Source organism: gamma proteobacterium symbiont of Scutellera amethystina (assembly GCF_059730845.1).
Map to the genome: position 1 here is coordinate 1,837,992 of NZ_AP035935.1, position 26,808 is coordinate 1,864,799.

The 26,808-nt window shown below is 56.7% G+C and carries 25 protein-coding genes and 1 pseudogene; 10 read left to right on the top strand and 16 right to left on the bottom strand.

What is annotated here, in order from left to right; genetic code table 11:
- The first annotated feature begins 60 nt into the window (after positions 1-60).
- Positions 61-837, top strand: a complete 777-nt coding sequence (gene uxuR, locus AC6I79_RS08445; protein WP_262264735.1) for a Uxu operon transcriptional regulator — start codon at positions 61-63, stop codon at positions 835-837.
- A 427-nt stretch (positions 838-1,264) separates the two neighbouring features.
- On the opposite strand, the pseudogene AC6I79_RS08450 reads toward uxuR, so the two are convergent.
- From AC6I79_RS08450 to pth, 3 genes and pseudogenes are all read right to left on the bottom strand, one after another.
- Positions 1,265-1,879 (bottom strand): annotated as a pseudogene (locus tag AC6I79_RS08450) (Fic/DOC family protein).
- A gap of 398 nt (positions 1,880-2,277) precedes the next feature.
- Positions 2,278-3,369 (bottom strand): redox-regulated ATPase YchF, encoded by a 1,092-nt coding sequence (gene ychF, locus AC6I79_RS08455; RefSeq protein WP_021509931.1) that lies wholly within the window; start codon positions 3,367-3,369, stop codon positions 2,278-2,280.
- A gap of 107 nt (positions 3,370-3,476) precedes the next feature.
- Positions 3,477-4,064: an aminoacyl-tRNA hydrolase gene (gene pth, locus AC6I79_RS08460; RefSeq protein ID WP_021509932.1), complete on the bottom strand. Its 588-nt coding sequence runs from the start codon at positions 4,062-4,064 to the stop codon at positions 3,477-3,479.
- A gap of 261 nt (positions 4,065-4,325) precedes the next feature.
- Here pth and ychH point away from each other — a divergent pair, with 261 nt between their 5' ends.
- Complete coding sequence (ychH, locus tag AC6I79_RS08465) at positions 4,326-4,604, top strand: stress-induced protein YchH (RefSeq protein WP_021509933.1); 279 nt, start codon at positions 4,326-4,328, stop codon at positions 4,602-4,604.
- Here ychH and AC6I79_RS08470 read toward each other — a convergent pair.
- The 4 genes from AC6I79_RS08470 to lolB form a co-directional block, all read right to left on the bottom strand.
- The gene (locus AC6I79_RS08470) at positions 4,601-5,770 is read right to left on the bottom strand and encodes a GGDEF domain-containing protein (protein ID WP_211725325.1); all 1,170 of its coding nucleotides are present in this window, start codon (positions 5,768-5,770) and stop codon (positions 4,601-4,603) included. The two genes, ychH and AC6I79_RS08470, sit on opposite strands and share 4 nt — an antisense overlap.
- A gap of 225 nt (positions 5,771-5,995) precedes the next feature.
- Entirely contained in the window at positions 5,996-6,943 is a 948-nt protein-coding gene (gene prs, locus AC6I79_RS08475) for a ribose-phosphate diphosphokinase (protein WP_006118899.1), read from the bottom strand.
- A 137-nt stretch (positions 6,944-7,080) separates the two neighbouring features.
- On the bottom strand, positions 7,081-7,938 hold the full coding sequence (ispE, locus tag AC6I79_RS08480) for a 4-(cytidine 5'-diphospho)-2-C-methyl-D-erythritol kinase (RefSeq protein ID WP_150361519.1): 858 nt from the start codon (positions 7,936-7,938) through the stop codon (positions 7,081-7,083).
- Complete coding sequence (gene lolB, locus AC6I79_RS08485; RefSeq protein ID WP_282996571.1) at positions 7,935-8,561, bottom strand: lipoprotein insertase outer membrane protein LolB; 627 nt, start codon at positions 8,559-8,561, stop codon at positions 7,935-7,937. The genes ispE and lolB overlap by 4 nt, the downstream gene beginning before the upstream one ends.
- A 216-nt stretch (positions 8,562-8,777) precedes the next feature.
- Here lolB and hemA point away from each other — a divergent pair, with 216 nt between their 5' ends.
- The 6 genes from hemA to kdsA are packed head-to-tail and all read left to right on the top strand — an operon-like array spanning position 8,778 to position 14,084.
- Positions 8,778-10,034 carry a glutamyl-tRNA reductase gene (hemA, locus tag AC6I79_RS08490; RefSeq protein ID WP_021509939.1) on the top strand — a complete coding sequence of 419 codons (1,257 nt, stop codon included), beginning with the start codon at positions 8,778-8,780 and terminating at the stop codon, positions 10,032-10,034.
- Positions 10,035-10,075: 41 nt separating this feature from the next.
- Positions 10,076-11,158, top strand: coding sequence for a peptide chain release factor 1 (gene prfA, locus AC6I79_RS08495; protein ID WP_021509940.1), 1,083 nt, complete (start codon positions 10,076-10,078; stop codon positions 11,156-11,158).
- On the top strand, positions 11,158-11,988 hold the full coding sequence (prmC, locus tag AC6I79_RS08500) for a peptide chain release factor N(5)-glutamine methyltransferase (RefSeq protein WP_394517386.1): 831 nt from the start codon (positions 11,158-11,160) through the stop codon (positions 11,986-11,988). The genes prfA and prmC overlap by 1 nt, the downstream gene beginning before the upstream one ends.
- 9 nt (positions 11,989-11,997) lie before the next feature.
- Positions 11,998-12,396: a SirB2 family protein gene (locus AC6I79_RS08505; RefSeq protein ID WP_058757490.1), complete on the top strand. Its 399-nt coding sequence runs from the start codon at positions 11,998-12,000 to the stop codon at positions 12,394-12,396.
- Positions 12,393-13,202, top strand: coding sequence for an invasion regulator SirB1 (gene sirB1, locus AC6I79_RS08510; RefSeq protein ID WP_021509943.1), 810 nt, complete (start codon positions 12,393-12,395; stop codon positions 13,200-13,202). The genes AC6I79_RS08505 and sirB1 overlap by 4 nt, the downstream gene beginning before the upstream one ends.
- Before the next feature lie 27 nt (positions 13,203-13,229).
- Positions 13,230-14,084: a 3-deoxy-8-phosphooctulonate synthase gene (kdsA, locus tag AC6I79_RS08515; RefSeq protein WP_021509944.1), complete on the top strand. Its 855-nt coding sequence runs from the start codon at positions 13,230-13,232 to the stop codon at positions 14,082-14,084.
- 547 nt (positions 14,085-14,631) lie between these two features.
- Here the strand turns inward: kdsA and AC6I79_RS08520 are convergent.
- Both AC6I79_RS08520 and chaA read right to left on the bottom strand, forming a co-directional pair.
- Positions 14,632-15,072: a hypothetical protein gene (locus tag AC6I79_RS08520; protein WP_236569482.1), complete on the bottom strand. Its 441-nt coding sequence runs from the start codon at positions 15,070-15,072 to the stop codon at positions 14,632-14,634.
- A 705-nt stretch (positions 15,073-15,777) separates the two neighbouring features.
- Positions 15,778-16,869: a sodium-potassium/proton antiporter ChaA gene (gene chaA, locus AC6I79_RS08525; protein ID WP_021508693.1), complete on the bottom strand. Its 1,092-nt coding sequence runs from the start codon at positions 16,867-16,869 to the stop codon at positions 15,778-15,780.
- A gap of 369 nt (positions 16,870-17,238) precedes the next feature.
- Here chaA and chaB point away from each other — a divergent pair, with 369 nt between their 5' ends.
- On the top strand, positions 17,239-17,469 hold the full coding sequence (gene chaB, locus AC6I79_RS08530; protein WP_132462358.1) for a putative cation transport regulator ChaB: 231 nt from the start codon (positions 17,239-17,241) through the stop codon (positions 17,467-17,469).
- Between the two features lie 238 nt (positions 17,470-17,707).
- Complete coding sequence (locus AC6I79_RS08535) at positions 17,708-18,379, top strand: gamma-glutamylcyclotransferase (protein WP_021508695.1); 672 nt, start codon at positions 17,708-17,710, stop codon at positions 18,377-18,379.
- A 2-nt stretch (positions 18,380-18,381) separates the two neighbouring features.
- Here the strand turns inward: AC6I79_RS08535 and AC6I79_RS08540 are convergent, their stop codons facing one another.
- From AC6I79_RS08540 to icmH, 7 genes are all read right to left on the bottom strand, one after another.
- A complete protein-coding gene (locus AC6I79_RS08540) occupies positions 18,382-19,797 on the bottom strand; it encodes a serine/threonine protein kinase (RefSeq protein ID WP_498027692.1) in 1,416 nt (471 codons plus the stop codon).
- Positions 19,798-19,863: 66 nt separating this feature from the next.
- Positions 19,864-20,814, bottom strand: coding sequence for a hypothetical protein (locus AC6I79_RS08545; RefSeq protein ID WP_125310411.1), 951 nt, complete (start codon positions 20,812-20,814; stop codon positions 19,864-19,866).
- Positions 20,815-20,828: 14 nt separating this feature from the next.
- Entirely contained in the window at positions 20,829-21,605 is a 777-nt protein-coding gene (locus AC6I79_RS08550) for a PP2C family protein-serine/threonine phosphatase (protein WP_125310409.1), read from the bottom strand.
- Positions 21,602-22,732 (bottom strand): type VI secretion system-associated FHA domain protein TagH, encoded by a 1,131-nt coding sequence (gene tagH, locus AC6I79_RS08555; protein WP_125310408.1) that lies wholly within the window; start codon positions 22,730-22,732, stop codon positions 21,602-21,604. Before tagH ends, AC6I79_RS08550 begins: the two co-directional genes overlap by 4 nt.
- A gap of 33 nt (positions 22,733-22,765) precedes the next feature.
- Complete coding sequence (gene tagF, locus AC6I79_RS08560) at positions 22,766-23,464, bottom strand: type VI secretion system-associated protein TagF (protein WP_125310406.1); 699 nt, start codon at positions 23,462-23,464, stop codon at positions 22,766-22,768.
- A 13-nt stretch (positions 23,465-23,477) separates the two neighbouring features.
- The gene (tssM, locus tag AC6I79_RS08565) at positions 23,478-25,592 is read right to left on the bottom strand and encodes a type VI secretion system membrane subunit TssM (RefSeq protein ID WP_498027693.1); all 2,115 of its coding nucleotides are present in this window, start codon (positions 25,590-25,592) and stop codon (positions 23,478-23,480) included.
- Positions 25,592-26,803, bottom strand: a complete 1,212-nt coding sequence (icmH, locus tag AC6I79_RS08570; RefSeq protein WP_498027694.1) for a type IVB secretion system protein IcmH/DotU — start codon at positions 26,801-26,803, stop codon at positions 25,592-25,594. Before icmH ends, tssM begins: the two co-directional genes overlap by 1 nt.
- Positions 26,804-26,808: the final 5 nt, after the last annotated feature.

Below are 26,808 nucleotides of genomic sequence, written 5' to 3' on the forward strand. Positions count from 1 at the left end.
GTTATAGTGCAGGGTAGAAAATTTGGCGGCCTAATGTCTGAACCAGCAGAAAAGAGCGTTATGAAACCACAAGCTTCAGCACAGCGACCCTATCAGGAAGTGGGCGAGATGCTTCGCAACATGATTATGCAGAAACAGTACGCGATTGGTGAGCGCTTGCCGCCGGAACGTGAACTGGCGATGCTGCTGAACGTCACGCGCACGCTGGTGCGTGAGGCGCTGATTATGCTGGAGCTGGAAGGGTTGATTGAAGTGCGGCGTGGCGCAGGCATTTATGTGATCAACGACACGCCGGGACCGCGTGCCGCTGCGCAAACCGCCTGCAATGCGGCCGGTCCGTTTGAGATGCTGCAGGCCCGCCAGCTGCTGGAGAGCAATATCGCCGAGTTCGCTGCGTTACAGGCGACGCGTGAAGACATCATCAAAATGCGCCAGGCGCTGGCGCTGGAAGAACGCGAGCTGGCGTCAGGCGCGGTGAACGACAGTGAAAACGGCGATCGTAATTTCCATCTGGCGATTGCCGAAGCCACGCACAACAGCATGCTGGTGGAGCTGTTCAAACAATCCTGGCAGTGGCGGGAAGACAACGTGATGTGGAGCCAGCTGCACCGGCATCTGATCAACACTAACTACCGCAAAAAGTGGCTCGACGATCATAAAAAGATCCTCGCCGCCTTAATCAAGAAAGACGCGCGCGCCGCGAAACAGGCGATGTGGCAGCATCTGGAAAACGTCAAGCAACTGCTGCTGGAGTTCTCCGATGTGGACGACATTGATTTCGACGGCTATCTGTTTGAGTCATGGCCGCTGTATGCCACTAACGGATCGGATAATTAGCCTGGCGACAGGGCTTCAGAAAACATTCGCGCGGCCGCGTTGCTGCCATTCAGTCAATGAAACCGCAATTCGCAAAATAGCCGGAGCGGCGCGATTTATCGCCTTGTGTGGAGTTTATTTACCGGGCTCATGAGATTGTGTGAAGCCTGATGGCACATCAGATTGCCGAGCCAGAAGGGGACGTGATGTTGTTTCAAAGCTTTGATATACTCTTGAGGCTATAGTGTCTTACGCAACTGCACTGATGTAGAGAGGGCTTAATGACCAACAACAGAAAAAAAGCGCATTCAGGTTATGCTAAACCTTCTCGCTCCGACATCATTCGCTCAGTAGCGACGTCAACGGCTGTTGAAACTGGCCAGTCTTCAGCTAGCGTCGAGGCTTCACTTGAAGCCGCGCGCAAAAAATTCGCACATCTTCGCCTGGCTTAGTGCCTTCTCAGTGCCCGACTGACCCAGTATTTCATTGGCGCGTAGTCCATTGACATACCAGCATGAATAGCCGAAATATACTGGGTTTTATTCTGCTCCCAGCTTTGATAATCCAGCGGTTTGTATCCTCCCTGAACCGCCATGACATCCGCTAACAGCCGCGACAAACGTCCGTTTCCTTCTCTGAAGGGATGTATAAGTATCAGCTCGACATGGGTAACGGCGATAGCAATGATGAGTTCTTCTTCTTCCATGACGTTACAGGGCGTGTAATGCGCAAGATACTTGTTGTATTCGTTCAGCAGTTTTGGCAATTGTGCTGAAGGCGCAAACATAAAACCACCCTTGCTAATATTGACCGTTCTCTCTTGTCCAGCCCATTCGTAGATGTTACCCAGTCAGCGGCGATGCCAGCTTTTTAGTAGCGCGACGTTAAGTTTCCCTTCGGGAAAGTTTTCTTCAAAAACTGACTGGTAGAGTTGTTCTAACAGAACAAGTTCTGCCTCGTTCATCTCAGTGGAATCGGTGAGCCCCAGCTTATTGGCCATGACCTGCTCGCCTGAGTCTTTTTCAAACTTACCTTCACTGCCAGCAACATGGTATCGGCTCATGAGTGCGCTCTGTAATAATGACAAACGAAGCGTAAGTATATTTAGGTCCATCAGGTTTATCAGCCAATCCTGCCTCGAAACCTTTCGTTCATCAGGATAAGTTAAATTGCTGTATATCCAGGGAGTACCGTTGGTTGCAGCCAGGCTGTACCTCAATAGCATCAGCCCGGTTGCCCGTTTCGATCAAACAGGTAATGTGGTTCGGTAAGGGGAGCTATAAGTAGCGCTGCAGCCGAGATTTTGACCAGCCGCCGTAAAGAGTGCGATGTGACTGGCGCTGGCAATTTATCCCCGCCCGTAAAAAGCATGTAATAAAAAATCCACGCAATTGCGTGGATTTTATAGTTATTGCGCTCTCTATGAGGCTCGGTGAAACATCATGAGACAACGCATTTTATTTAAACGTTAAACAGGAAGTTCATCACATCGCCATCTTTCACGATGTACTCTTTACCTTCTGAACGCATTTTGCCGGCCTCTTTCGCGCCTTGTTCACCTTTGTAAGTGATGAAATCTTCGAACGCGATGGTCTGAGCGCGGATAAAGCCTTTTTCGAAGTCGGTGTGGATTTTACCGGCTGCCTGCGGTGCGGTGGCGCCAACCGGGATGGTCCAGGCACGCACTTCTTTCACGCCTGCGGTGAAGTAAGTCTGCAGGTTGAGCAGGGCATAACCGGCGCGGATCACGCGGTTGAGGCCCGGCTCTTCCAGGCCCAGCTCGGCCATGAACTCGTCGCGCTCTTCATCTTCCAGCTCGGCGATGTCCGATTCCACTGCCGCACAGACCGGCACCACTACTGAGCCTTCGGCTTCAGCAATCGCGCGCACCTGGTCGAGATACGGGTTGTTCTCGAAACCGTCTTCATTGACGTTGGCGATGTACATGGTCGGCTTCAGCGTCAGAAAGCTGAGATAGCGGATCGCGGCTTTCTCATCGGCGTCCAGCGCCAGCGAGCGCAGCATACCGGCGTTTTCCAGATGCGGCAGGCACTTCTCCAGCGCGGCCAGTTCCGCCTTAGCATCTTTGTCGCCGCCTTTGGCTTTCTTCTGGCAGCGCTGAATGGCACGTTCGCAGGTGTCGAGATCCGACAGCGCCAGCTCGGTGTTGATGACATCAATATCTTCTGCCGGGTTTACTTTACCGGAGACGTGGATGATGTTGTCGTTTTCAAAGCAGCGCACTACGTGGCCGATGGCTTCAGTTTCGCGGATGTTGGTCAGGAACTGGTTGCCCAGGCCTTCACCTTTCGACGCGCCTTTTACCAGACCGGCGATGTCCACGAACTCCATGGTGGTTGGCACCACGCGCTGTGGCTTAACAATCTCGCTCAGCTGATCGAGGCGCAGGTCAGGCATCGGCACCACGCCGGTGTTGGGTTCGATGGTGCAGAACGGAAAGTTGGCTGCTTCGATACCCGCTTTGGTCAGCGCGTTGAACAGGGTGGATTTACCGACGTTCGGCAGGCCCACAATACCGCATTTAAATCCCATGATCTTACCTTTCTCACTGAGTGTGCAGCGCTGGCAGACAGCGCCGACTGATTCAAAAATTTTCGCGCATTATACACAGAATTCCCTGCGGCGGCGCGGGAATTGGCTTAGCTGGCTTTGAAGGCGTGCAGACGGTTCATCGCCTTAATCTTATCTTCTTTTAGCCACAGTTCGGTGCAGCGCACCGCTTCGTCGACCGCCTCGTCAATCAGCTTCTGCTCGCTGGCCGGTGCCTTGCCGAGCACAAATCCGGTGACCTTGTTACGATCGCCCGGATGGCCGATACCGACGCGCAGGCGATGAAAATTGTTGTTATTACCGAGCTTGCTGATGATGTCTTTCAGGCCATTATGACCGCCATGGCCGCCGCCCTGTTTGAATTTCGCCACGCCCGGCGGCAGGTCCATTTCATCGTGTGCCACCAGAATCTCTTCCGGCGTAATGCGATAGAACGTTGCCATCGCCGCCACCGCTTTGCCGCTCAGGTTCATAAAGGTGGTGGGCACCAGCAGGCGCACATCCTCGCCGGCCAGCGACAGGCGCGCGGTGTAGCCGAAAAACTTCGGCTCCTCTTTGAGAGACTGATTATGGCGCGAGCAAAGTAAATCCACATACCAGGCGCCAGCGTTATGGCGCGTTGCCGCGTATTCAGCGCCGGGATTGGCCAGCCCCACAATCAGTTTAATGCTGCTCACGATGTTTATCCTGTCTCGCTGCGAAAGGGCGATAGTTTACTGCCTGCCAGCGGGGATGACAAAGGGCGCAATGACAGATTAATGACCAAAGGTGAATAATCAATTTCTATCGAAATCAAGGTGCTGGCGGTAAAGTTTTGTCAGACATTGTGAAGGATGTGTGATCCTGTACGCATCTTAACCGCCAGCCATTGCCTAAACTTATGGCCAGTTAACCAAACGTGCTGTTTTCTGCGTTGCTGAAAAGGATGGAGGTGAATCATGAAACGTCAACACTGCCGCACCGTCGGTAATGGTTTGATGTGTCTCGGCTTGTTAACCATGGTGCTCGGGGTGGGTTATTCCATCATTAACCAGCTGCCGTCGGTCAACCTGCCACAGTTCCTCGCGCATGGAGCGATGTTCAGTATTTTCGTGGGTGCGCTACTGTGGCTGGTCGGCGCACGCGTCAGCGGACGGGAGAGGGTGGAAGACCGCTATTACTGGCTGCGTCACTACGGTGACAAACGCTGCCGTCGCGATCACCACTCAACGCACTAACCGGCTTCCGCCATTGCCGCCTGCAGCGTCTGATAACCTTCGACGCGGTTACGTCCGGCGGCTTTAGCGCGATACAAGGCTTCATCAGCCAGCGCCAGCAGGGCGGGAAACGCCTGATGCCGCTGGCTGGCAGTGGCAAAGCCAATGCTCACCGTATAGCCGATGTCGTTGGGTAGCGACAGCTGTGTCGCCAGCCGGATACGCTCACATATGCGCTGCGCCTGCTCACTGTCGCCAGGAAGCAACGCGGCAAACTCCTCACCGCCCAGCCGGGCAAACTGACCCTCAACCGGCATTAACGCTTTCACCACCTGACAAAAATCGACCAGCACCCGATCCCCCTGCTGATGACCATAGCGATCGTTGATGCTTTTGAAATGATCGAGGTCGAACAGCACTGCACTGTAAATATAGGGCTGCGGTAGACGCCCCTGACGCAGCAGCAGTTTTTCTGCGGCTTCAAACAGTGCGCGCCGGTTCCATACGCCGGTGAGCGGATCGTGTAGCGACGCCAGCTTATGGGCGATCTGCGTCCGCTCATTGACCATCGCCAGAATGGTGAAGGTCAGGCCGATGACGAAGAGGATCGACTCCAGAATCACATACACCGAAAAGCCGGAACCGCCAATGGCACCCGGAACGGGGGTGGCCACCGCATCGTCAAGGAAAATGCGGGCCATATGGAACAGTAAGTGGATCCACAGCAGTATCTGCGCGGGCCAGAAAGTGACGGTCAGCGTGGCGCGTGCCTGCCACAGCAGACGAATCAGCGCGGCAGTAAAGATGATGCACAGCAGGCACATGACCAGCACGCGTTTCGGCTGGCCGTGATAGAACTGCGGAAAGGCACAAAGCAGGGCCCACAGTAGCGCGCCAGTGATCCAGCAAAAACCGAGCGGAAGGCGGCAAAAAGTACGAAAGGCGTTGAGCAGGGTGCCGTAGGCCAGCAGCATGATGACATTCCCGACCGCCACCGGCAAAAAGTGCAAACCGGCGCTGCGCAGGCTGCTGAGCAGCACGGCGGCAAGCGTCAGTATTAGCGTCAGGGTGGTAAAACCCAGCACCCGGTCGTACTGCGCCCCGACCCAGGCAAAAATCAAAATAATGCTCAGAAACCCCAGCACGTAGAGCTCGCAAATAAACAACGTATAAATGTCGAGTGGCATGGTGGTCGGAGTTCTCAGCAAAAGTGTGGTGAAAAATATCACTAATCACTGGACCGCTAAAGCCCGGATGCGCTTGTCTGATAAAAAGAGTGGAAGGCGGGGAGATTGGTGGATTTTGAGGCCATTTATCGCGCAAATAGTGGCGGCGGAAGCGGCTTTATCGGGATGTTACTCCGCCCACAGGCAATAAAAAACCGGGCAGGGCGCCCGGTTTTTCGCGAACAATTAATGTTCGAACATCGCCGAAATCGATTCTTCGTTGCTGATACGACGAATGGCTTCGGCCAGCATGCCAGACAGCGTCAGCGTACGCACATTTGGCAGCGACTTCATCTCTTCCGACAGCGGAATAGTGTCGCAAACAATCACCTGATCAATCACTGATTTGCGCAGATTTTCCACCGCGTTGCCAGAGAAGATTGGGTGGGTGGCGTAAGCGAACACGCGTTTCGCGCCGCGCTCTTTCAGTGCTTCAGCCGCTTTGCACAGCGTACCGCCGGTGTCGATCATATCGTCGACCAGTACGCAGTCACGACCGGCAACGTCACCGATGATGTGCATCACCTGCGACACGTTCGCACGCGGGCGACGTTTGTCGATGATGGCCATGTCGGTGTCGTTGAGCAGTTTGGCGATAGCGCGAGCGCGCACTACGCCACCGATGTCCGGCGAAACCACAATTGGGTTTTCCAGACCAATCTGCAGCATATCTTCCAGCAGAATCGGGCTACCGAACACGTTATCCACCGGGACATCAAAAAAGCCCTGGATCTGTTCAGCGTGCAGGTCAACCGTCAGTACACGGTCCACGCCGACGCTGGAGAGGAAATCAGCCACAACTTTGGCGGTAATTGGCACGCGGGCAGAACGCACGCGGCGGTCCTGACGGGCATAGCCAAAGTAAGGGATTACAGCAGTAATACGACCAGCAGAAGCCCGACGCAGTGCGTCGACCATCACAACCAGCTCCATCAAGTTATCATTGGTGGGGGCACAGGTGGACTGGATGATGAAAATATCACCACCGCGTACATTTTCATTAATCTGTACACTTACTTCGCCATCGCTGAAACGGCCGACAGCGGCGTCTCCGAGGCTGGTGTAAAGGCGGTTGGCAATACGTTGTGCTAGTTCCGGGGTGGCGTTACCAGCAAATAGCTTCATATCAGGCACGAGAAGAACCTCAGGCTTGGCGTCCAGAGAATGAACCGCTCAAAAATAACCGGCGAATACATTTGAGCCTGTTCATACGGGTGTGTTAATGCGTCACGTGCAGTATCTGGAACAGGGTGACACTGTCACGTTTACGCTTAGAGCCCGGAAAGGGTACGCTGTAACGGCGAGAGATTAAGCCCACGCGCCACAAATCCGCACATCCATTTCGGGGCAAGCTCCAGCACCTGACGAGCAGCGGACTCGGTGTCAAATTCAGCAAACACACAAGCGCCGGTCCCTGTCAGGCGCGACGGCGCGTATTCTAGCAGCCAGGAAAGCAGCGCATCAACCTCACGAAAACGTTTTCTTGCTACCGCTTCACAATCATTGTGAAAAGGACGCTGCAACAGTTCATCTAATGTGCGTATTGGTGAATCGCGCGTCAGTTCAGGATCGCGAAACAGATCCGGGGTGGCGATGCTGACGCCAGGATGGGCCACCAGATACCATTTTTCCGCCGGAAACGCGGGCTGCAATTGCTCGCCGACCCCTTCGGCAAACGCCGCGTGGCCGCGCACGAATACCGGCACATCGGCACCGAGACGCACGCCAAGCGTAGCCAGCTCATCCACGCTGAGCTGGGTGCGCCACAAATGGTTCAGCGCCACCAGCACCGTCGCTGCATCAGACGAGCCACCGCCCAGACCACCGCCCATCGGCAGGCGCTTCTCCAGCGCGATCCGGGCACCAGCCTGCGGCGGCAGCGTACCTTTGTCCGCCGCCGCAGCACGCAGCGCCAGCGCCGCCCGCACGATCAGGTTGTCTTCATCGGCCACGCCATCAAGCGGCGTCAGCAGGGTGATACTGCCGCTGTTATCCGGGGTAATCTCCAGGGTGTCGCCAACGTCGAGAAACTGAAACAGCGTCTGCAAATTGTGGTAGCCGTCTGCACGACGGCCGGTAATGTAGAGAAACAGGTTGAGCTTTGCCGGCGCGGGCCAGGTGGTGATCATTGTGTGGTCCAGCTATCCATGCGCAGTTTGATGCGCTGACCGCCTTCGGTCAGTTCGAGGTTGGCCGGCAGCGGCGGGTTCACCTTGCTGTCGTAATCGTTAATAGTCACCTTCCACTGCTGGCCGTTGCGGCTGTAGGTCAGGCTTTGCAGCTGATAGTTGTTGTTCAGCTGATAGTCGCTGGCGTCGCCTGGCAGACCCATCATCCACTGACGCAGGTTCGCCAGCGGAATATCCATGCCGGTGAGCTGGGAAATCATCTTCTCCGCGTCGTTGCTGACGTAGCGTTTGCCTTTGTTATCGACAATCTGCACCACCGAACCCTGCGCGTCGAGCTGCAGTTCTGTGCTGCCGAGCGGGTTAGTCAGCAGCAGACGATAGCGGTCTGCAGCTGTTTGCTGCCAGTTGAAGCGGGCATAAACTTTTTGCTTATCCGACAGATAGGCAAAAGCGCCGCGCGTCTGGTACTGGGTAATTTTCGCTACCGCCTGCTGGTGTTGCTGCCACTGCGGCGATGTCGTGCTGGGACCGGGACCTTGCTGGGGTTTGTTGATGCTACAGGCAGCCAGCAACACGCTGGCAAGGGGCAAAAGGCGCAACAGCTGGCGCGGGGGCAAATGCATCACGTGGTCGTCTCCTCAGACACGTTTTTACGTCGTAACCGGTAACGCTAACCATCCGTCTCTGTGCCGTCAATGGCGATGTCAGGATAATTGCGCACGATCAGTTTAATCTTATTACAGTCATAGGCTTTGTATGGCTTTTCTTGATCTGTTGCATCTTGTAGAATGCGCAGCACAAAACCTGACAATTATTGGGACTTCCCAACCCGAATCACCATGACGCTGCTTGCTCTCGGAATCAACCACAAAACCGCACCTGTTGCGCTGCGCGAACGTGTTTCGTTCACGCCAGACACGCTGGACCAGGCGCTGAACAGCTTGCTGTCTCAGCCGATGGTGCAGAGCGGGGTGGTGCTTTCTACCTGTAACCGGACGGAACTCTACCTCAGCGTAGAGCAGCAGACCGATCTGCAGGAGCAGCTGGTGCGCTGGTTGTGCGAGTATCACGACTTACGTGAAGAGGACGTGCGCAACAGCCTGTACTGGCATCAGGATAATGCGGCGGTCAGCCACCTGATGCGCGTGGCCAGCGGACTCGACTCGCTGGTGCTGGGCGAGCCACAGATTCTCGGTCAGGTCAAAAAAGCCCATGCTGACTCCTCGCGCGACCATGCGCTGAGCAGCGAGCTGGAACGCATGTTCCAGAAAACCTTCTCGGTGGCCAAGCGCGTGCGCACCGAAACCGAAATCGGCGCCAGCGCGGTGTCGGTCGCCTTCGCTGCCTGCTCCTTAGCCCGTCAGATTTTCGAATCACTCAGCAGCGTTAACGTCCTGCTGGTTGGTGCCGGTGAAACCATCGAACTGGTGGCGCGTCACCTGCGCGAACACAGCGTGCGTAAACTGATGATCGCCAACCGCACGCGCGAACGCGCGCAGCTGCTGGCGGACGAAGTCGGCGCCGAAGTGATCGGCCTTGCCGATATCGAAACCCGCCTGGCCGATGCCGATATCATTATCTCCTCCACCGCCAGTCCGCTGCCGATTATTGGCAAAGGCATGGTGGAACGGGCGCTGAAGGCGCGCCGCAATCAGCCTATGCTGCTGGTGGATATCGCCGTGCCGCGCGATGTTGAGCCGGAAGTGGGTAAGCTGGCTAACGCCTATCTGTACAGCGTGGATGATCTGCAGGCGATTATCGAGCAGAACATGGCGCAGCGCAAAGCGGCGGCGGTGCAGGCGGAAAGCATTGTGGTGCAGGAGAGCGGTGAATTCATGGCCTGGCTGCGCGCGCAAAGCGCCGGTGAGACCATCCGCGAATACCGCGCGCAGGCCGACGACGTGCGCGCCGAGCTGCAGGATCGCGCGCTGGCGGCGTTGCGTCAGGGTGCTGATGCCGAAAAAGTCTTGCAGGAGCTGGCACACAAGCTCACCAACCGTTTAATTCATGCACCAACCAAATCACTGCAGCAGGCCGCGCGCGACGGCGACAGCGAACGCCTGCAGATCTTACGTGACAGCCTCGGTTTAGAGTAATCTGGTCTGTCACGACCTATCACTGGGATACCCTCTATTAGATGAAGAGCTCGATTGTTGCCAAGCTGGAAGCGCTGCAGGAACGCCATGAAGAAGTTGAAGCGTTACTGGGCGATGCCGGCGTAATTGGCGATCAGGACCGTTTCCGCGCGTTATCACGTGAATATGCCCAGCTGAGCGACGTCACCCGTTGTTTCCGCGAATGGCAGCAGGTGCAGGAAGATGTCGAAACGGCTGAAATGCTGCTCGATGATGCGGAAATGCGCGACATGGCGCAGGAAGAGTTGAAACTATCGCGCGAAAAGCGCGAGGTGCTGGAACAGCAGCTTCAGGTGCTGCTGCTGCCGAAAGATCCCGACGATGAACGTCCGTGCTTTATCGAAGTGCGTGCCGGTACCGGTGGCGACGAAGCGGCGATTTTCGCCGGCGATCTGTTCCGCATGTACAGCCGCTATGCCGAAGCGCGCCGCTGGCAGGTGGAGATCATGAGCGCCAACGACGGCGAGCATGGCGGCTACAAAGAAGTCATTGCGCGTATTACCGGTGATGGCGCCTATGGCCGCATGAAGTTTGAATCCGGCGGCCATCGCGTGCAGCGCGTGCCGGAAACCGAATCGCAGGGGCGCATTCACACCTCCGCCTGTACCGTGGCGGTGATGCCGGAGCTGCCGGAAGCCGAGCTGCCGGACATCAATCCGGGCGATCTGAAAATCGACACTTTCCGCTCTTCCGGCGCGGGCGGTCAGCACGTTAACACCACCGATTCGGCGATCCGTATCACCCACCTGCCAACCGGCATCGTGGTGGAGTGCCAGGATGAGCGCTCGCAGCACAAAAACAAAGCCAAAGCGCTGGCGGTGCTGGGTGCACGCATTCACGCGGCGGAAATGGCGAAGCGCCAGGCGGCGGAAGCCTCAACGCGGCGTAACCTGCTGGGCAGCGGCGACCGTTCCGACCGAATCCGTACCTATAACTTCCCGCAGGGGCGCGTCACCGATCACCGTATCAACCTGACGCTCTACCGCCTCGACGAAACCATGGAAGGCAAGCTGGATACGCTGATCGAGCCGATTGTGCAGGAGTATCAGGCTGACCAGCTGGCCGCACTGGCCGGGCAGGAGTGATGAACGTCCGGCGCTGGCTGCAGCAGGCGCAGGCTGCATTGTGCGGAGGCGATAGCCCGAAGCGCGACGCGGAGATTCTGCTGGGTTTTGTCACCGGCAAGTCGCGCAGCTGGTTGATAGCGTTTGATGACAGCCCGCTCGATGATGCGCAACTGGCACAGCTGGAGACGTTACTGGCACGCCGCGTGCGCGGTGAGCCGATTGCGCATCTGGTGGGCGAACGCGAGTTCTGGTCGCTGCCGCTGCGCGTCAGTGATGCCACGCTGATTCCGCGTCCGGATACCGAAGTGCTGGTGGAGCAGGCGCTGCTGCGGCTGCCCGCGACGCCCTCCGCGGTGCTCGATCTCGGTACCGGCACCGGCGCCATTGCGCTGGCGCTGGCCAGCGAGCGGCCAGATTGTCAGATTACCGGCTGCGACCGCATCGCCGCTGCGGTTGCGCTGGCGCAGGACAACGCCCAGCGCCTGCACCTCACCAACGCCGGATTTGTGCTCAGCCACTGGTTCGACGATCTGCCCGCCCAACGTTTCGATCTGATTGTCAGCAATCCGCCTTACATTGATGCCGCCGATGAACATCTGCAGCAGGGCGACGTGCGTTTTGAGCCGCTCAGCGCGCTGGTGGCGGAGGAGGCCGGGCTGGCCGATTTACGATTAATCATTGAACGCGCGCCGCACTGGTTGCAGTCGCAGGGTTGGCTGCTGCTGGAACACGGCTGGCAGCAGGGCGAGGCTGTACGCGCGCTGCTAACCCGTAATGGCTTTCAGGCGGTTACTACCGTTGAGGATTACGGCGGCAATCCGCGCGTCACGCTTGGACAACTTACTTAAGGAAGCACTATGGCCAGCTGGTATCCGCTGATTAAAAATTTCCATCTGCTGACGGTCGCGATCACCATCACACTGTTTCTGCTGCGTTTTTACTGGCTGACCACCGGATCTGCCCTGCTGCAGCGCCGCTGGGTGCGCATTGCGCCGCACATCAACGATACATTCCTGCTGCTCAGCGGTGCACTGCTGGTGCTTATTACCCACTTTTATCCGTTTACCCCACAAGGAAGCTGGCTGACGGAGAAGCTGTTAGCGGTTATCATCTACATCGCCTTAGGTTCCGTGGCATTGAGTCGTCGCCCGCGCAGCATGGCGACCCGCTGGGTCGCCTGTTTAGTCGCCGTGGTCGCATTATTACTGGTGATTAAACTGGCGATGACCAAAATGCCGTTATTGGGGATAGTATGACCTCGCCAGTGCAACTTGATTACAGTGAAACACCGTTAAGTGAAGCGGTGATTGGCGCGACCTGCGCCATACGCAATGATTTTTCCGCGCCTTCCGTCCAGCAGCAGCTGGCTGACCTGGTTGAAGAGGCGCGGCGCTATGTCAGTAGCGAACAGGATGCGGATCTGCAGCTGGAGAAGCTGCTCGATCTGTTTTACCAGCAGTGGGGCTTTGGCGGTGCCAGCGGCGTCTACAATCTGTCAGACGCGCTGTGGATCGATAAAGTGCTGAAGAGCCGGCAGGGAACGGCGGTATCACTCGGCGTGATTCTGCTGCACATTGCGGATGAGCTAGAGCTGCCGCTGATGCCGGTGATTTTCCCGACGCAGCTTATTCTGCGTGCCGACTGGCTCGACGGTGAAATGTGGCTGATCAATCCGTTTAACGGTGAAACGCTCGACACCCATACGCTGGAAGTGTGGCTGAAGGGCAACATCAGCCCGACGGCAAAGCTCTACTCTGACGACCTCGACGAAGCAAAAACCGTCAGCGTGATGCGCAAAATGCTCGACACGCTGAAAGCGGCGCTGATGGATGAGAAGCAGATGGAGCTGGCGCTCAACGTCAGCCAGGTGCTGCTGCAAATCGACCCGGACGATCCCTATGAGATTCGCGACCGCGGTTTGATTTACGCCCAGCTGGAGTGCGAGCATATCGCACTGACCGATTTGACCTATTTCGTTGAACAGTGTCCTGAAGACCCGGTCAGCGAGATGATTAAAGTGCAGATCCACGCAATTGAACAGAAACAGGTGACGCTGCACTAAGCGTCCCCCGACATTTAAGGAAAGGGCATGACACAGAAAGTAGTGAGTATCGGCGATATCAAGGTCGCAAACGATCTGCCATTTGTTCTCTTCGGCGGCATGAACGTGCTGGAATCCCAGGATCTCGCCATGCGCATCTGCGAACATTACGTGAAGGTAACCGACAAGCTCGGTATTCCGTATGTGTTCAAAGCCTCTTTTGACAAAGCCAACCGCTCTTCCATCAAGTCTTACCGTGGTCCTGGCCTTGACGAAGGCATGAAAATTTTCCAGGCGCTGAAGCAGGCGTTCGGCGTGAAAATTATCACTGACGTGCACGAAAGCTGGCAGGCGCAGCCGGTCGCCGACGTGGTGGATGTGATTCAGCTGCCGGCCTTCCTGGCGCGTCAGACCGACCTGGTGGAAGCGATGGCGAAAACCGGTGCCGTGATTAACGTGAAGAAGCCGCAGTTCGTCAGCCCAGGCCAGATGGGCAATATCGTCGATAAGTTTGCCGAAGGCGGCAACGACAAGGTGATTCTGTGCGATCGCGGCAGCAACTTCGGGTATGACAACCTGGTGGTTGATATGCTCGGTTTCAACGTGATGAAGAAAGTCACTAACAACAGCCCGGTGATTTTTGACGTTACCCATGCGCTGCAGACGCGCGATCCGTTTGGCGCGGCCTCTGGCGGTCGTCGTGCACAGGTTGCCGAACTGGCGCGTGCGGGCATGGCGGTAGGCATCGCCGGTCTGTTCATCGAAGCGCACCCGGAGCCGAACAGCGCCAAATGCGATGGCCCGTCCGCGCTGCCGCTTGATAAGCTGGAACCGTTCCTCGCGCAGATGAAAGCGATTGACGATCTGGTTAAAAGTTTTCCGGAGCTGGATACCAGTAACTGATTTGTCATAGCAACAGCAAAGGCACCCGCGGGTGCCTTTGTAATAGAATGGTAAATTCTGTCGCAGGCGCTTAACAACGAAGGGATTACATAAAGTATCAACTGAAATTGACCGTCAAAACCATCTAAAATATTTCACGTAGATAGCACCCATGGCTATGACCCAGAGTAGAGTCAATAACAGCCCATAATGAGGGAAAAGCGCTGTCAAAAGTATTCCACCTGCTACCGCCGCAATCACCGGTATTAGTGAAAAAAAAGACTGACTTAACCATGCATAGAACCAGGAAAAGATTCGTTTCATTTTGTCAGTAACCGTTCTACTAATGCCAATATTTGCTCATCATTTGTTGAGCCGGATTTGTTTAAGTAAATAATTTTAGACATTTCAGGTTCTATGAGATAATAAAGCATTTCTAATTTCTGTTGATACAGATCGAAATAATACTCCGGATCCGCAAATTTCAAATGCTGAGCTGCTGTTGCAGCGATTTGTATTTTCCCATAAAATTTTAAAACTGTGACACTATAAAGCGATGTCCGGTCAATCACACAACCCGCGAGCTCTTAAAAACTTTAGATTCGGTAACTATGCGCGCGATAAGAAATGAAATGGTGAGTTTTGAAGCTTTACCGCTTGTATAATTAGCCGCCTTTTCAGCAAGTTGGCGCACCAGATTTTGAACATTATGTTCACTGAGACGCGCAAGTTTTTTTCTAAAGTAGATTTCAACCATATCAAGGATGACATCATGTCGTGAAAAAACCTGTGGCAGAGCTGAAAACATACGAACATCTTCACTTCTCAGTCGTTTACATACATCTTTGTAATCATCAAAAACGCAGGAACCATACCAGCTAGCTCTTTCAATGCCCGAGGCAACCGTGGTACTGGCAGTTCGCGTTTCTTCACGCAGTTGCACCAGTGCTTTTTCAAAATTGAGTGCAATTGTACGATCAGCCTGAAGCTTCAATTTCAGATACGACATGGTTAATCATCCCTTACTGTAAAAATCCTTAATAAACGATTATATACTCATCACATCTTGTTGCAAGGAGCATGCATGGAAATGAAACGGATACTATTACTCATTGTCTTAACATTAGGCTACGCAATTGTTATTCCTGAGATCATGTTCAGGTTCCTTTCCGAATCATCGTATATGCTGTTAGGTAAATTAGTGAACCCTTTTCATGTTTTTTTATCGACCATTGATGCGTTGATTATCGCAACTATTTTATTATCTGCTTTTCTCTCATGGTTGACATTAAAGCTGATAGCGTCCATCGCTAAGCGGTAAGGTTTTAATGTACAAGCAGCACTTTGATACGGTGTCTGGGCTGAAAGGAATGTAAATCAATTGACGTATGGATTATTTACAGGCAATCATAAATAATGACTGGCAGCCAGATTGCATGCAGTGAACATTTTAAATTCTTCGGGTAAACAGAAAATTTGCAATAAACTATTCGATTTAAGGCTTACTTTTTAGCAAATAGCTGGCAGGGCCAGATGTGCTAACGGCTGTTATTAAGCCCTAAAGATATCTCTATCCAGGTGCGCATAAATGCGCACCCTACATTGTACGGTCGCCGCTCATGGCGACCGATTCACCTGATGCACATGAATGCGCGCCCAGCGTTGTTGGGTCGCCATTTATGGCGACCGTATCACCCGTATACCCACTTCAACATCACAGCATAATCGTCAGCAGATAGCCGGCAAACAGGGCCAGATGCGCTGCGCCGTTGAGCACGTTGGTGCGGCCAGTGGAGAACGAGATGTGGCACAAAATCAGCACCGCGCTCATCACCACCATATGCGGCGGCTCAAGGCCGAAAATCAATTGCTGACCGGTCAGGGTGGCAATAATGGTCACCGTCGGCACCGTCAATGAAATGGTGGCCAGCACCGAACCGAAAAACAGGTTCATCGCGCGCTGCACCTGATTCATCAGCACCGCCTTGATTGCGCCCAGACCTTCCGGCGACAGAATCAGCAGCGCGACGAGGAAACCGGTAAACTGCTCCGGCGCGTTCATTTCAGTGAGCAGCATTTCCAGTGAGTTGGCGTTCATCTTGGTCACGCTGATCACCGCAATCAGATGCACAATCAGCCACGCGGTGTGCCACAGCGAGCTGTGCGCGGAAGGCTTACCGTGATGCGGGTCGCCATCATCGCTCTCGTCTTCATGCTCGTAAACAAACAGGCTCTGGTGGGTTTTGGTCTGAATCAGCAGGAACACGCCGTACATCGCCGCAGAGATCGCAGCAATAATCAGCGCCTGCGCGGTGGTGAAATTGCCGCCGGGCAGGGCATTGGGAAAAACCAGCACCAGAATCGCCAGCGGGAAAATGGCGATCATGTACTGCTTCACGCCGGCCAGGTTAACGTACTGGGTGGCAAATTTACGCCCGCCAAGCAGCAGGGCACAGCCCACCAGTCCGGCGGTAACGATCATGATGATGGAGTAGAGCGTATCGCGCATCAGCGCGGGCGCTGCATCGCCGGTCGCCATCAGCGCCGAAATCAGGCTCACTTCCAGAATTACCACTGACAGGCTGAGGATCAGCGAGCCGTAGGGTTCACCTAACCGGTGCGCCAGAACGTCGGCGTGACGTACTACGCTGAAGGCGCTGCTTAAAATCGCTACCAGCGCCAGCAGATTGATGCCGATTACCGGCAGAAGCGCTGTCTGGCCGCCAAAAAAGCTCAGCACCGCCAGCGCCAGGATCGGGAAAATCAGCGAATACTCGCTGTGTCGGGTCTTCTCATGTCCAGCCATGCGCCATCCTCTTCGGCAAAAAGAACAAAAACAGGCAATTGCTGCCTGATAAATATAGTGACTCATCTGACGAAGCGCAGTGTAACTTTTCACCACTGCTCACGCAGATTTTTTACGCGTTTTTACTTTTTGTCATTTTTCTCTGAATGAAGCAAAATTCGCGTTAATCAGCGAATTAACCCTTTTAATCAGCAGGTTAATAGTGCGTGTTTCTCATCTATCCTGCGTGAAAGGAGGAAGAACAGAACTGAATCATCTGGCCTTATTCCCACTATCAGCCTTATTTGCTGGCAGAAGTATGAAATAGCAGGTTTGCGTTTTTGCCGTTCTGTTCCAGACTTATACAGGGAACCTGAAACAGGAGGAACTATGCCTTATTCATCGAACCGGGAACTGCCGGACAGCGTGCGCCACGTGCTGCCGGGCCATGCGCAAACCATCTACCAAAAGGCGTTTAACAGCGCCTGGGATCAGTATAAAGATAAAGACGATCGTCGCGGTGATGAATCGCGCGAGCAGGTGGCACACAAAGTCGCCTGGGCGGCGGTCAAAAAAGAGTACGCCAAAGGCGAGGACGACAAGTGGCATCCTAAACACTAGCTCCCGCGCGGGCCACTGCGGCCCGCTTCACACTTCTCCGCGCTTCGTTCAAGAATCCTGCCAGGCAGCCGATGCTATTTACAGATAATTTCCCCTTTGTGATCGGGGTCAATCTTGAAACGTTTATGGCAAATGCATTACTGTCTTGTCTTAAGTCGACGCCATGGGCGCCGCCTGTAAAATCGCAGATTCAGGGAGCTATAACGACAGGAAGGTCAGCGCAGTAGAGGAGATCGCAGTGTTAACCCGGGAATTCTTACTAAAAGCGGATTGCAAAACTTCATTTGGTGATATTGACGAAGCGCTGCTGTGGAGCTGTGAGAAGCGCGCGGCGTCGCTCTGCGCCACGCTTGCCTGTCGTCCCGATCAAAGCCCGGTGTGGATCTTCGGCTACGGTTCCCTGATGTGGAACCCGGTTTTTGAAGCGGAAGAGGTGGCGACCGGACGGCTTGAGGGCTGGCATCGTGCTTTTTGCCTGCGGCTGACCGCCGGACGCGGCACCGTTGCCGCACCGGGACGGATGCTGGCGCTGAAAGAGGGCGGTTCTACCAGCGGTCTGGCGTTTCGCCTGCCGGAAGCGCGCCTGCATGAAGAGCTTGAGCTGCTGTGGAAACGGGAAATGATCACCGGCTGCTATCTGCCCACCTGGTGTGAACTGACGCTGGAGGATGGCCGCACGGTTACGGCGCTGGTGTTTATCATGGATCCGCGTCATCCGCTGTATGAAGCCGACTCCTGCCGCAGCACCATTGCTCCGCTGATCGCTCAGGCCAGCGGCCCGCTCGGCAGCAACGCGCAGTATCTGTTCTCGCTGGAACAGGAGCTGGGCAAACGCGGTATGCAGGAAGAGGCGTTAACGCGCCTTGCGGCCGAAGTGCGCGCGCTGCAGCAGAGCGCCGCGCGCGGCTAACCTCAATTACCCGGATTAATCAGCCAGGTGCCCGGCTGGTTAATCGTCAGCATCTGGCTGCGCACCTGGCTGCCGTGATGCACTTCAATACGATAGCTGCCTGCCGCCAGATTCAGCGAGGCGAAACCGCTGCTGGCGGGTTTCACATCCTTCGCTTCACCGTTCAGCACGATATTTTCCCCTGCCTGTAACTGCAGATAAACCGTCGCCATGGTTGGCGCGCTGCTGGCGGGCGCGCTGCCCGCTATTGGCGTCGCCGCCGGGGCGCTGCTGGCCGCCACCGGCGGTGCGTCGCTCGGGCGATTGGCTTTCCACACTACGACCACCACGGCAAGCAACGCCACGGCAGCGGCGGCGAGCAGGGCAGGCGACAAACGGCGCACATTGCGCGGCGTCACCGGTTCAATCGCGGCGGCGGCATGATTAACCGCCATTACCTGCGGTTCCGGCACGGCCGCTACCGGCTCCGGCACGGGCTGGCTCTCCGCGGTCACCGGGAAGGTCGTCACCAGCGCTTCGACATCGCTCACCGGCAGATCGATCAGCCGGGCAAAAGCATCAATACTCTGCGGACGGTCTTCCGGCTTCATCGCCAGCGCGCAGTCGATCGCGTGCAGCAGCGGCAGCGAATACCCCTCAGGCTTGCGCTCCATCAGCGGCTGGTAGTTATCTTCAATGCAGCGCACCACGCTGACCGGCGGCGCGTGGCCGGTGATCAGCGTATGCAGCACCGCGCCCAGCGCGTAGATATCGGTCCACGGTCCCTGTTCGACTTCTCCCTCTTCGCTGTACTGCTCAATCGGCGCGAAGCCCGGCTTGAGCATGATCTCGGTTTCATCCGACAGGTTGCCAATCTCTTTGCGCGCCGAGCCAAAGTCGAGCAGCACCGGCAGTTGGTTTTCCTGAATCTGAATGTTATCGAGCGAAATATCACGATGCAGGTAACCGGCGGTGTGAATGGTGTTGATGGCACCAAACAGCGGCGGCAACAGACGGCGAATCCACGCTTCGTCAATGCTGTCCGGGCTGGTGAGCTGCCACTCTTTCAGCGTCATGCCGCTGTAGTAGAGCGTGCCCATGTAAGCCGTGCCGTTCTCTTCCCAGAAGCGCAGGACGTGCAGCAGACCGGGATGATTGAAACGCGCCAGCAGCCGTGCCTCCTGAATAAAGCTGTTGCGTCCAGCATTGAACAGTTTCTGGAAGCGCTCGCCGCGCAGCTCCAGCGCCAGATCCGCGCCGCGTACTGCCAGCGACACCGGCATGTACTCTTTGATGGCGATGGTGCGTTCCAGCTGATGATCCCAGGCGCGGTAGACAATGCCAAAGCCGCCGCCGCCGATCACTTCCTTGATTTCAAACTCGTTAAACCGGTAGCCCGCAGGCAGGGCATTGGGGGTATGATTTTCGTTTGCCGACATAGTGAGCTCTCTGAACACGTCCTGTAGCGCCCCGTCACGCCGGTGACGGCGGGCAACAACCGCTAATTAATTAATGTTACGCCAGGCACCAATTGCCGGATCGGCCAGATCGGCGTGCAGGGTGTCAATCAGTAACACTGTCACTTTTTGCTGTGGCATAAACTGCGGCGACCAGATGCCGCGTAAGCTATCAACCCGCGATTTTACCGCCTCGCTATCCTTGCCGGCGTTCTTGTCCATTTTAATCAGCAGCGTGCCGCTGAAGCGCCAGAGGTGCTGCTGTGCATCAAACGGCAGCACCAGCCAGCTGTCACTGGCGTCGGGCCTTGTCACGATCATGCGCTGCTTATTCACCGCCACGACGTCCAGCGGCGTGCCGGACAGCGTGAGGTCGGCAATCGGATAACCCTGCAGGAAGCTGACCGTCTGGCTGCGCGTTTTGCCGTCACTCAGCAGCGTCATCGCCGCCGGACCTTCCAGCCAGCCCTCGGTTGAGCAATGCTGCTGCGGGTTCTCAGGGATAAACAGCGAACCGCCGTTTTCATCCCACCAGGTACGGAAATGGCAGCCGCCGGGCAGGGCGAAGTGCTGCAGCGGCGTGCTGTCGGCCGGACGCGATAAATCCAGCGGCGCCGCGGTATTTGCGCTGGCGCTGGCGGTCGCGTCGTTAAGGATGATCGGCCGCCAGTTCTGCAGTTTTGCCGCGCTGCCGTTAGCCAGCACGCTGCCCTCTTTGCTGGTCATCTGCCAGGGGATCTCATCCAGCAGGCCGCACTGGTTCGCCAGCAGCGTACCGACGCGCGGCAGGAAGCTGGTAAGAATGCTGGTGTCGCTGCTTTTGCCGGACACGATGCGCAACGGCAGCGTCTCTTTACACCAGTCGTCGGGCGCATTACTGGCAACGTTATCGATATAGACTTCCAGCGACAGGCTGGGCGAGTAGACCACCCGGTAATCTTCCGCCTGTGCATTCAGGGCCAGTAACAGGGCGGCAATGCCCGGCAACCACAGTTTCATAATGATCCTTGCAATCAATAACGTGACGGCAGAAAACGTGCCGCATCAGCCTGGGAATAAAGCAGCGTCGCGTCCTGCGGTTCGCCAATCCAGATTGCCAGAGCGCTGAGATTGTCGCTTTTAACACTGCGGTTTACGGCCTGTTCCATCAATGCCAGCCACTCTTCGCAGGCGTTCACCATGCGCAGTGCCTGTTCCATTTCGTCGGTGGTGAGGTTGAGCCAGAAACCGTCGGTACAGACCAGAAATGCGTCACCATCGGTCAGCTCAATCACCTCGCTGAAGGTGGTCGGTCGGGCCGGCTCAATACCCAGCGCATTATAAAGTAAATTACTGTTAATGCCGGTATTTTCATAGCCGGCTTCGCGCAGCTGCTGCGCCAGACTGTGGTCACGCGTCACCTGATGCAGCACCCCGTGGCGGAAGTGATAAACCCGGCTATCACCAGCGTGCGCCCACCATGCGCGCTGCGTTGTGCGGTCAATAAACAGGGCGGCAAGGGTGGTGCTCATGCGCGAAAAATTCGGATTGTTCCCCTGGGCGCTGACCAGCGTTTGCTGACACTTTTCTATCGCCGCGCGTGTACTCTCCGGCGTGAACGTGTCGTTTTGCTGCAGCTGCGTCAGCAGGGTATCGCGCACCAGCTGGGCCGCATAATCGCCGCCGGGCAGACCGGCCACGCCGTCGCACACCAGAAAACAGGCTTTCTGTTCATCGACTTCGGCACCGGTGCGATCCTGGTTTTCGTCACGCATACCCTGCTGGCAGCGGCTGGCAAACTTCATCTTCATGCGTCTTCGGTCCGCGTCTGGGAATCTTTGTACTGATTCACTTCCATGTCGTAGGCATGCAGAAAGGCTTCACCAAACAGGGTGTGGAAGTCATCTTCAATCTCGCCCGCGGTGCGCTGATAGTGACGGAGAAAATAGTCCCACAGCGCCGCTTTGCGTCCGCCGCTAAACGGCATCTTAGGCAGCACGCCGTCTTTGCGCGCTTCCTCTTCCAGACGCTGCGGATTAAACGACTGCAGCATCGCGGCAATGATGGCGCGAATGCCGGCAATCATCCCCAGCTGATGCGCCTGTAAATCCACCAGCGCATCGCGCACCGCTGCTTCCGGTGGCATAAAGCCAGGCATCTGGCTCTGGTACATCTGCATCAGCACGGTTTTACCGGAAGGCAGAATTTTAAACGGGTTATTGGCTTCGTTAAGGATCATCGTCATGTCGGCTTTCACGCCGCGCTTGAGGATGGAGCGCGAAGAGAGCAGGGCAACCGTACCCTGCGAAAACAGGCTGAGCATACGGCCGGTGACGCGCATCTGCTCTTCGGTGATCGGCGTCTGGTGACCATTATTCAGGCCCATGCCTTCCAGCAGCGCGGCGATCAGTTTGTCCTGATCGGCGCCCGGCAGCACGGCTGGCACTACGGGCGCATCGCTTTGCGGATCGATCGCCAGGCGTGCGTCCGGGCGGCGTTCGTGACGCGGACTGTCGCTCTGCGGCAGGACTTCCGGTTCCGGCACGTTTTCGTCCTGCTGCATACCCAGCGGATCGGCGGCGCTGTCAGCAAAAAACGCCAGCGGATCATCCTGCGGTGCGTTCTGACACGCCGGGTCGCGCACTTCCAGGCCATATTCGCCAATCTGCAGCGTATCGCCGTGGCGCAGCCGCACCTGCGAGCCGCGCTGCAGCGCCACGCCGTTCAGCACCACCGAAGTGACGCTGCCCTGGTTGGTCAGGCGGCACTCGCCGTCTGGCGACAGGTGCACCAGCGCCTGCAGGCGCGAGATAGCGCGCGATTCGTCGGGCAGCACCAGGTCGTTATCCTGGCTGCGGCCGATGGTCCCGCCAGGCGGGCTAAACGCGACGGTTTTGGCGGGCACATCCGTATTGCACTGCACAATGGTAAATTGCATGAGTCATCCCGTTAACAAGGCAAGCGCACTGGCCTACTCAAACATCGGTGGATAGAGGCCATTACGTCCCGGCTGAGCACCCGCCGCCGGGTTAAACAATAACGAAAAAAGTTGCGCGGTGAGCGGGCCACTGTGTTTATGCGTGGCGTGGGCAAAGCCGTCACTGCGATTACTCCACCAGTAGCTAATGTGCTGTTGGGGATCAAAACGGTCGGCCACTTCACGCCAGCTCAGGGTGCAGGGCAAATCGTCAAAACCAATCACATCCATGATGTCGCTGCGCTGCTTATCCGGCAGCAGCAGCGGAGCCAGTTGCTGAATCTGCGTCTCCAGCGCGTCCGGGCTGTGGCGATCGCGCACCGCCTGCCACAGCAGCGCGCCGAGTTCCTGATACCAGTCGCCGGAAATCGCCAGCTGTGAAGCATGCCATGCACTGAGCGGAATGCTGTGCAGCGCCAGCAGCGGCCACGCACGGCCGACGCGATCGCAAGAGGGCAGCAGACAGCCCAGCTGCACCTTCTGGCGCAGCGGCGATAGCGGCAGGACAAAATTCCATACCGGCGCGCGTAAAAACTGTTGCGTACTGGCCTCTTCCTGCTGATGCCAGTGGATTAAGCCTTGTTGAAACCAGTGGCTCCACGGCGTCACCGTGGCTTCACTGAGCCGCTGGCGCAGAAAATCACCGGTGGCCGGTAATTTGCCATACCAGCCCGGCGCGGTGTAACTCGCCATGGTTACCTCACCATTACTCACTGTGTCCGGTCAATCGCTGCGATACGGTGTGTGGCGCAACCGCCAGCATACGGCCATTCTGACCGGCATTTTTCAGATTTTCCGCAAGCTTACGCATCATCAGCGCATTGTCGCGCGCATAAGGTGACGACTGAATCTGCTGATCGAGCAGCTGGCTAAGGTGCCAGTCAAGCTGCTGCAGATCGCGCGCGCTGACATTGTCCGGCAGCGTGCGCTGCAGATTTTGCATCAGCCAGCCGCGCAGAAATTCGCCGTCGTAGTTACGCGGCTGATACAACATCTGATAAGCGCGCAGCGCATTGCGGCTGTAGTCATTGTCGGTGCCGGGATCGTCACGCAGCAGGTTGGTAATTTGCTGGGCCACGCGCGGCAGCAGTAAAGACTTAAGCGCATTTTGATAAAGCACCCATGCGGCATCACTCACCTGGTTACCGCGATACAGTCCAGCGCGCATGGTAAGCGGTGGATTGTCGAGAGAAAAATGCGCCGACAGCGGCAGTTTCACCAGGTTATTTAAGAAGGGTAGCAGATCAAAAATATTATCGGCTGGCTGATGAATAACCTGCTGACTCTGCGCGGTAATCGGCCCGATACGCGCCGCGACCTGATCGAGATAACGCTGATTCTGTACGTAGCTGGTGAGCCACAAACCGGAGAGCAGCACCAGCGCGCCGGTGAGCGCGCCGTAACCGATCCAGTGCAGCAGCCGGTTACGATACTCCCAGTGACGGTTGCTGCCGGCAAGGCCGCTTTCGCGGAACACCAGGTCGCTTAAAAGGTCGCGAATAAAGAAGCTCTGGCCTTTGGTACCCGGAATCGGATTGCTGCGGTTAACGCTGTCCCACGCGGCAAGGCTCGACTCGCCGGTATGTGGCAGCTGTAGCTTACGGTTGAGTTCGCCCATGATGCGGTCAAACGGCAGGCCTTCCTGGGTGCCGCTGGTAAAGAACAGGCCGCGCGCCGACCAGGCAATCTCATCCTGATGGCGGGAAAACACCACGTCGAGATATTCGTTGAGTAACGGACGCAGCGAACTGAACTCCTGCGGGAACAGAAAGCTGTCGGCACGCTGGGTGAGATCGCGCTCGCCGGCCATCACGTCGGCCAGCTGCTGCTGCAGACGCTGCTCCAGCTGCTGAAAGCGCTCGCTAAAGCTGCGGTGCCAGTCATCTTTATGCGGCTTGCCCGGTTCCCACGGGAAGGTGAAGCCCCAGATGGCTTCGCGCTGCGGCTTACTCAGGTTGCCGTAAAAGCTCATAAACCCTTTCAGCAGGTCGGTTTTGGTGACCATCACATACACCGGGAAATGAATGCCGGTTTGCTGATGCAGCTCGACCATGCGGCTGCGCAGCGCGCTGGCCTGGGCGTGACGTGCCTCGGCGGAATCGGTCAGCAGGTCGGCCACGCTGATGGTCATGATCACGCCGTTGATCGGCTGGCGCGTGCGGTAGCGCTTAAGCAGTTTTATGAAGTTATGCCACTCGGCGCCGTCGCGCGCGCGCTGGCTCTCCTGCAGTGCGTAACGGCCCGCAGTGTCGATTAAGACTGCGCTGTCGGTGAACCACCAGTCGCAGTGACGCGTGCCGCCGACACCGCGTACCGCCTCTTTGCCGAGGCTGTCGGTTAACGGAAACTCCAGGCCAGCATTCAGCAGCGCGGTGGTTTTACCGGCGCCGGGCGCGCCAATCATCACGTACCACGGCAGCTGATACAGATAGTGACTCTGAAAACGCGCCAGCCAGCTTTTCTGATGTCGGCGACCAAACTGGGTGCGTTTCAGCCGCAGCGCCGCTTCGCTGAAGCGCTGGGTCAGCAGCGTCTCGGTCGCCTGGCGATCGGACGCTTCTTCGTGGCTCATCTCCTGCAGGCGATTGAGCAGCTTGCTGTTAAACCAGCCGCGCCAGATGGCGGGAATAAACTGGAACAGCACCCAGCAGAAATAGAGCAGGCCGACCGCCAGCTGGCGCGGGAATACCGGCTCCAGTGGGCGGGTGTCACCCCAGCTCCACAGCGGACCGAGCATCCACAGCACGCAGCTCAGTGCCGTGACGCCAATCAGGCCCCACAGCAGGCGATGGGTTAACAGATGTTGGAGTGATGCGCGCATCACTGGCCTCCCTGATGGTTGCCGAGGGTTTCCGGTGCCGCAAACAGGGTGATCTCCACCCGGCGATTGCGGGCGCGGTTTTCATTGCTGTCATTGGGTAAGAGCGGATTGCTGTCGCCGCGGCCTTCGGCTTTAACGCTGTGACCGTCCACCAGCTGCGTATTCAGCAGTTGCGTAACGGCACGGGCGCGGGCGAAGGAGAATTCATAGCTGGAGGCGAAACGGCCATCCACCGGACGATTATCGGTATAGACCGATACCAGCACCGTGCCTTTTACCGTCTTCATCGCGCTGGCCACGTGCGCCAGCAGCGCGCGGCCAACCTGGTTCACTACGGTACCGTCCGGCGCAAACAGCTTGTCCGCAGGAATGATCACTTTACTGCCAAAGGCACCGTCGCTCACTTCCAGCTGGCCTGCGGCAATTACGTCGTTAAGACGCTGATGCAGATCGAGCAGCGCCTGCGGTGAGGTGGGGCGGCGCCCCGGCATGATTTGCGGCAGCGGGGTTTGATAGATGGCGCGCAGCAGCGGTTCGGCCGCATTGCCCAGCCGCCAGTTGAGCCCGCTGTAGATCAGACAGGCAATCAGCGTAGCCAGCGTGACGCAGGCCCACAGTGGCACCATCGGCCGTGTCAGAGTGCTGACCAGCGGATGCACTTCCACCAGCGGCGCGCGCGGTGGTGGTGCCGGGCGGGTTTCAGCAATCAGCTGCGCCAGCCGTTTACGGATGCCTTCACACTGTGCGCGTCCGCTGTCGCTGCCGCGATAGCGCCCTTCGTAGCCCAGCAGCAGGCAGTAGTGAATCACTTCCAGCAGCCATAAATGCTGCTGCGGGCTTTGCGACACGCGCGACAGCAGCTGGAACACTTTTTCGCCGCCCCAGCTTTCGTTATGAAAGGTTACCAGCATGCCATTGCCGGACCAGACGCCGCGCGTGCCCCATGGGGTTTGCGCCGCCGCTTCGTCCAGCACGCTACACAGGCAGTAGCGTGCGCCGATGATCATCTCAAACGGCAAACCCGCCTGCTTGCAGCGTTGCTCGAACTGGCGGATCTCTTCAATCAGTAGCTGACGCAGGCCGGCGGGATCGTCGTGCGTCGCCGCCTGCCGTATACGCACGACGGCATTCAGAATCGGGGCTGCGGCATTCAGCAAAAGGTTATCGTTGCCCGCGACAATGCCATCGCGGACAAGGGAGTCCTGAGTCATTAAAT

Coding starts and splice junctions, on each gene's coding strand:
- uxuR (WP_262264735.1), top strand. CDS start 61: ATGAAACCACAAGCTTCAGCACAGCGACCCTATCAGGAAGTGGGCGAG.
- ychF (WP_021509931.1), bottom strand. CDS start 3,369: ATGGGATTTAAATGCGGTATTGTGGGCCTGCCGAACGTCGGTAAATCC.
- ychH (WP_021509933.1), top strand. CDS start 4,326: ATGAAACGTCAACACTGCCGCACCGTCGGTAATGGTTTGATGTGTCTC.
- AC6I79_RS08470 (WP_211725325.1), bottom strand. CDS start 5,770: ATGCCACTCGACATTTATACGTTGTTTATTTGCGAGCTCTACGTGCTG.
- ispE (WP_150361519.1), bottom strand. CDS start 7,938: ATGATCACCACCTGGCCCGCGCCGGCAAAGCTCAACCTGTTTCTCTAC.
- lolB (WP_282996571.1), bottom strand. CDS start 8,561: ATGCATTTGCCCCCGCGCCAGCTGTTGCGCCTTTTGCCCCTTGCCAGC.
- hemA (WP_021509939.1), top strand. CDS start 8,778: ATGACGCTGCTTGCTCTCGGAATCAACCACAAAACCGCACCTGTTGCG.
- prfA (WP_021509940.1), top strand. CDS start 10,076: ATGAAGAGCTCGATTGTTGCCAAGCTGGAAGCGCTGCAGGAACGCCAT.
- prmC (WP_394517386.1), top strand. CDS start 11,158: ATGAACGTCCGGCGCTGGCTGCAGCAGGCGCAGGCTGCATTGTGCGGA.
- AC6I79_RS08505 (WP_058757490.1), top strand. CDS start 11,998: ATGGCCAGCTGGTATCCGCTGATTAAAAATTTCCATCTGCTGACGGTC.
- sirB1 (WP_021509943.1), top strand. CDS start 12,393: ATGACCTCGCCAGTGCAACTTGATTACAGTGAAACACCGTTAAGTGAA.
- kdsA (WP_021509944.1), top strand. CDS start 13,230: ATGACACAGAAAGTAGTGAGTATCGGCGATATCAAGGTCGCAAACGAT.
- AC6I79_RS08520 (WP_236569482.1), bottom strand. CDS start 15,072: ATGTCGTATCTGAAATTGAAGCTTCAGGCTGATCGTACAATTGCACTC.
- chaA (WP_021508693.1), bottom strand. CDS start 16,869: ATGGCTGGACATGAGAAGACCCGACACAGCGAGTATTCGCTGATTTTC.
- chaB (WP_132462358.1), top strand. CDS start 17,239: ATGCCTTATTCATCGAACCGGGAACTGCCGGACAGCGTGCGCCACGTG.
- AC6I79_RS08540 (WP_498027692.1), bottom strand. CDS start 19,797: ATGTCGGCAAACGAAAATCATACCCCCAATGCCCTGCCTGCGGGCTAC.
- AC6I79_RS08545 (WP_125310411.1), bottom strand. CDS start 20,814: ATGAAACTGTGGTTGCCGGGCATTGCCGCCCTGTTACTGGCCCTGAAT.
- AC6I79_RS08550 (WP_125310409.1), bottom strand. CDS start 21,605: ATGAAGATGAAGTTTGCCAGCCGCTGCCAGCAGGGTATGCGTGACGAA.
- tagH (WP_125310408.1), bottom strand. CDS start 22,732: ATGCAATTTACCATTGTGCAGTGCAATACGGATGTGCCCGCCAAAACC.
- tagF (WP_125310406.1), bottom strand. CDS start 23,464: ATGGCGAGTTACACCGCGCCGGGCTGGTATGGCAAATTACCGGCCACC.
- tssM (WP_498027693.1), bottom strand. CDS start 25,592: ATGCGCGCATCACTCCAACATCTGTTAACCCATCGCCTGCTGTGGGGC.
- icmH (WP_498027694.1), bottom strand. CDS start 26,803: ATGACTCAGGACTCCCTTGTCCGCGATGGCATTGTCGCGGGCAACGAT.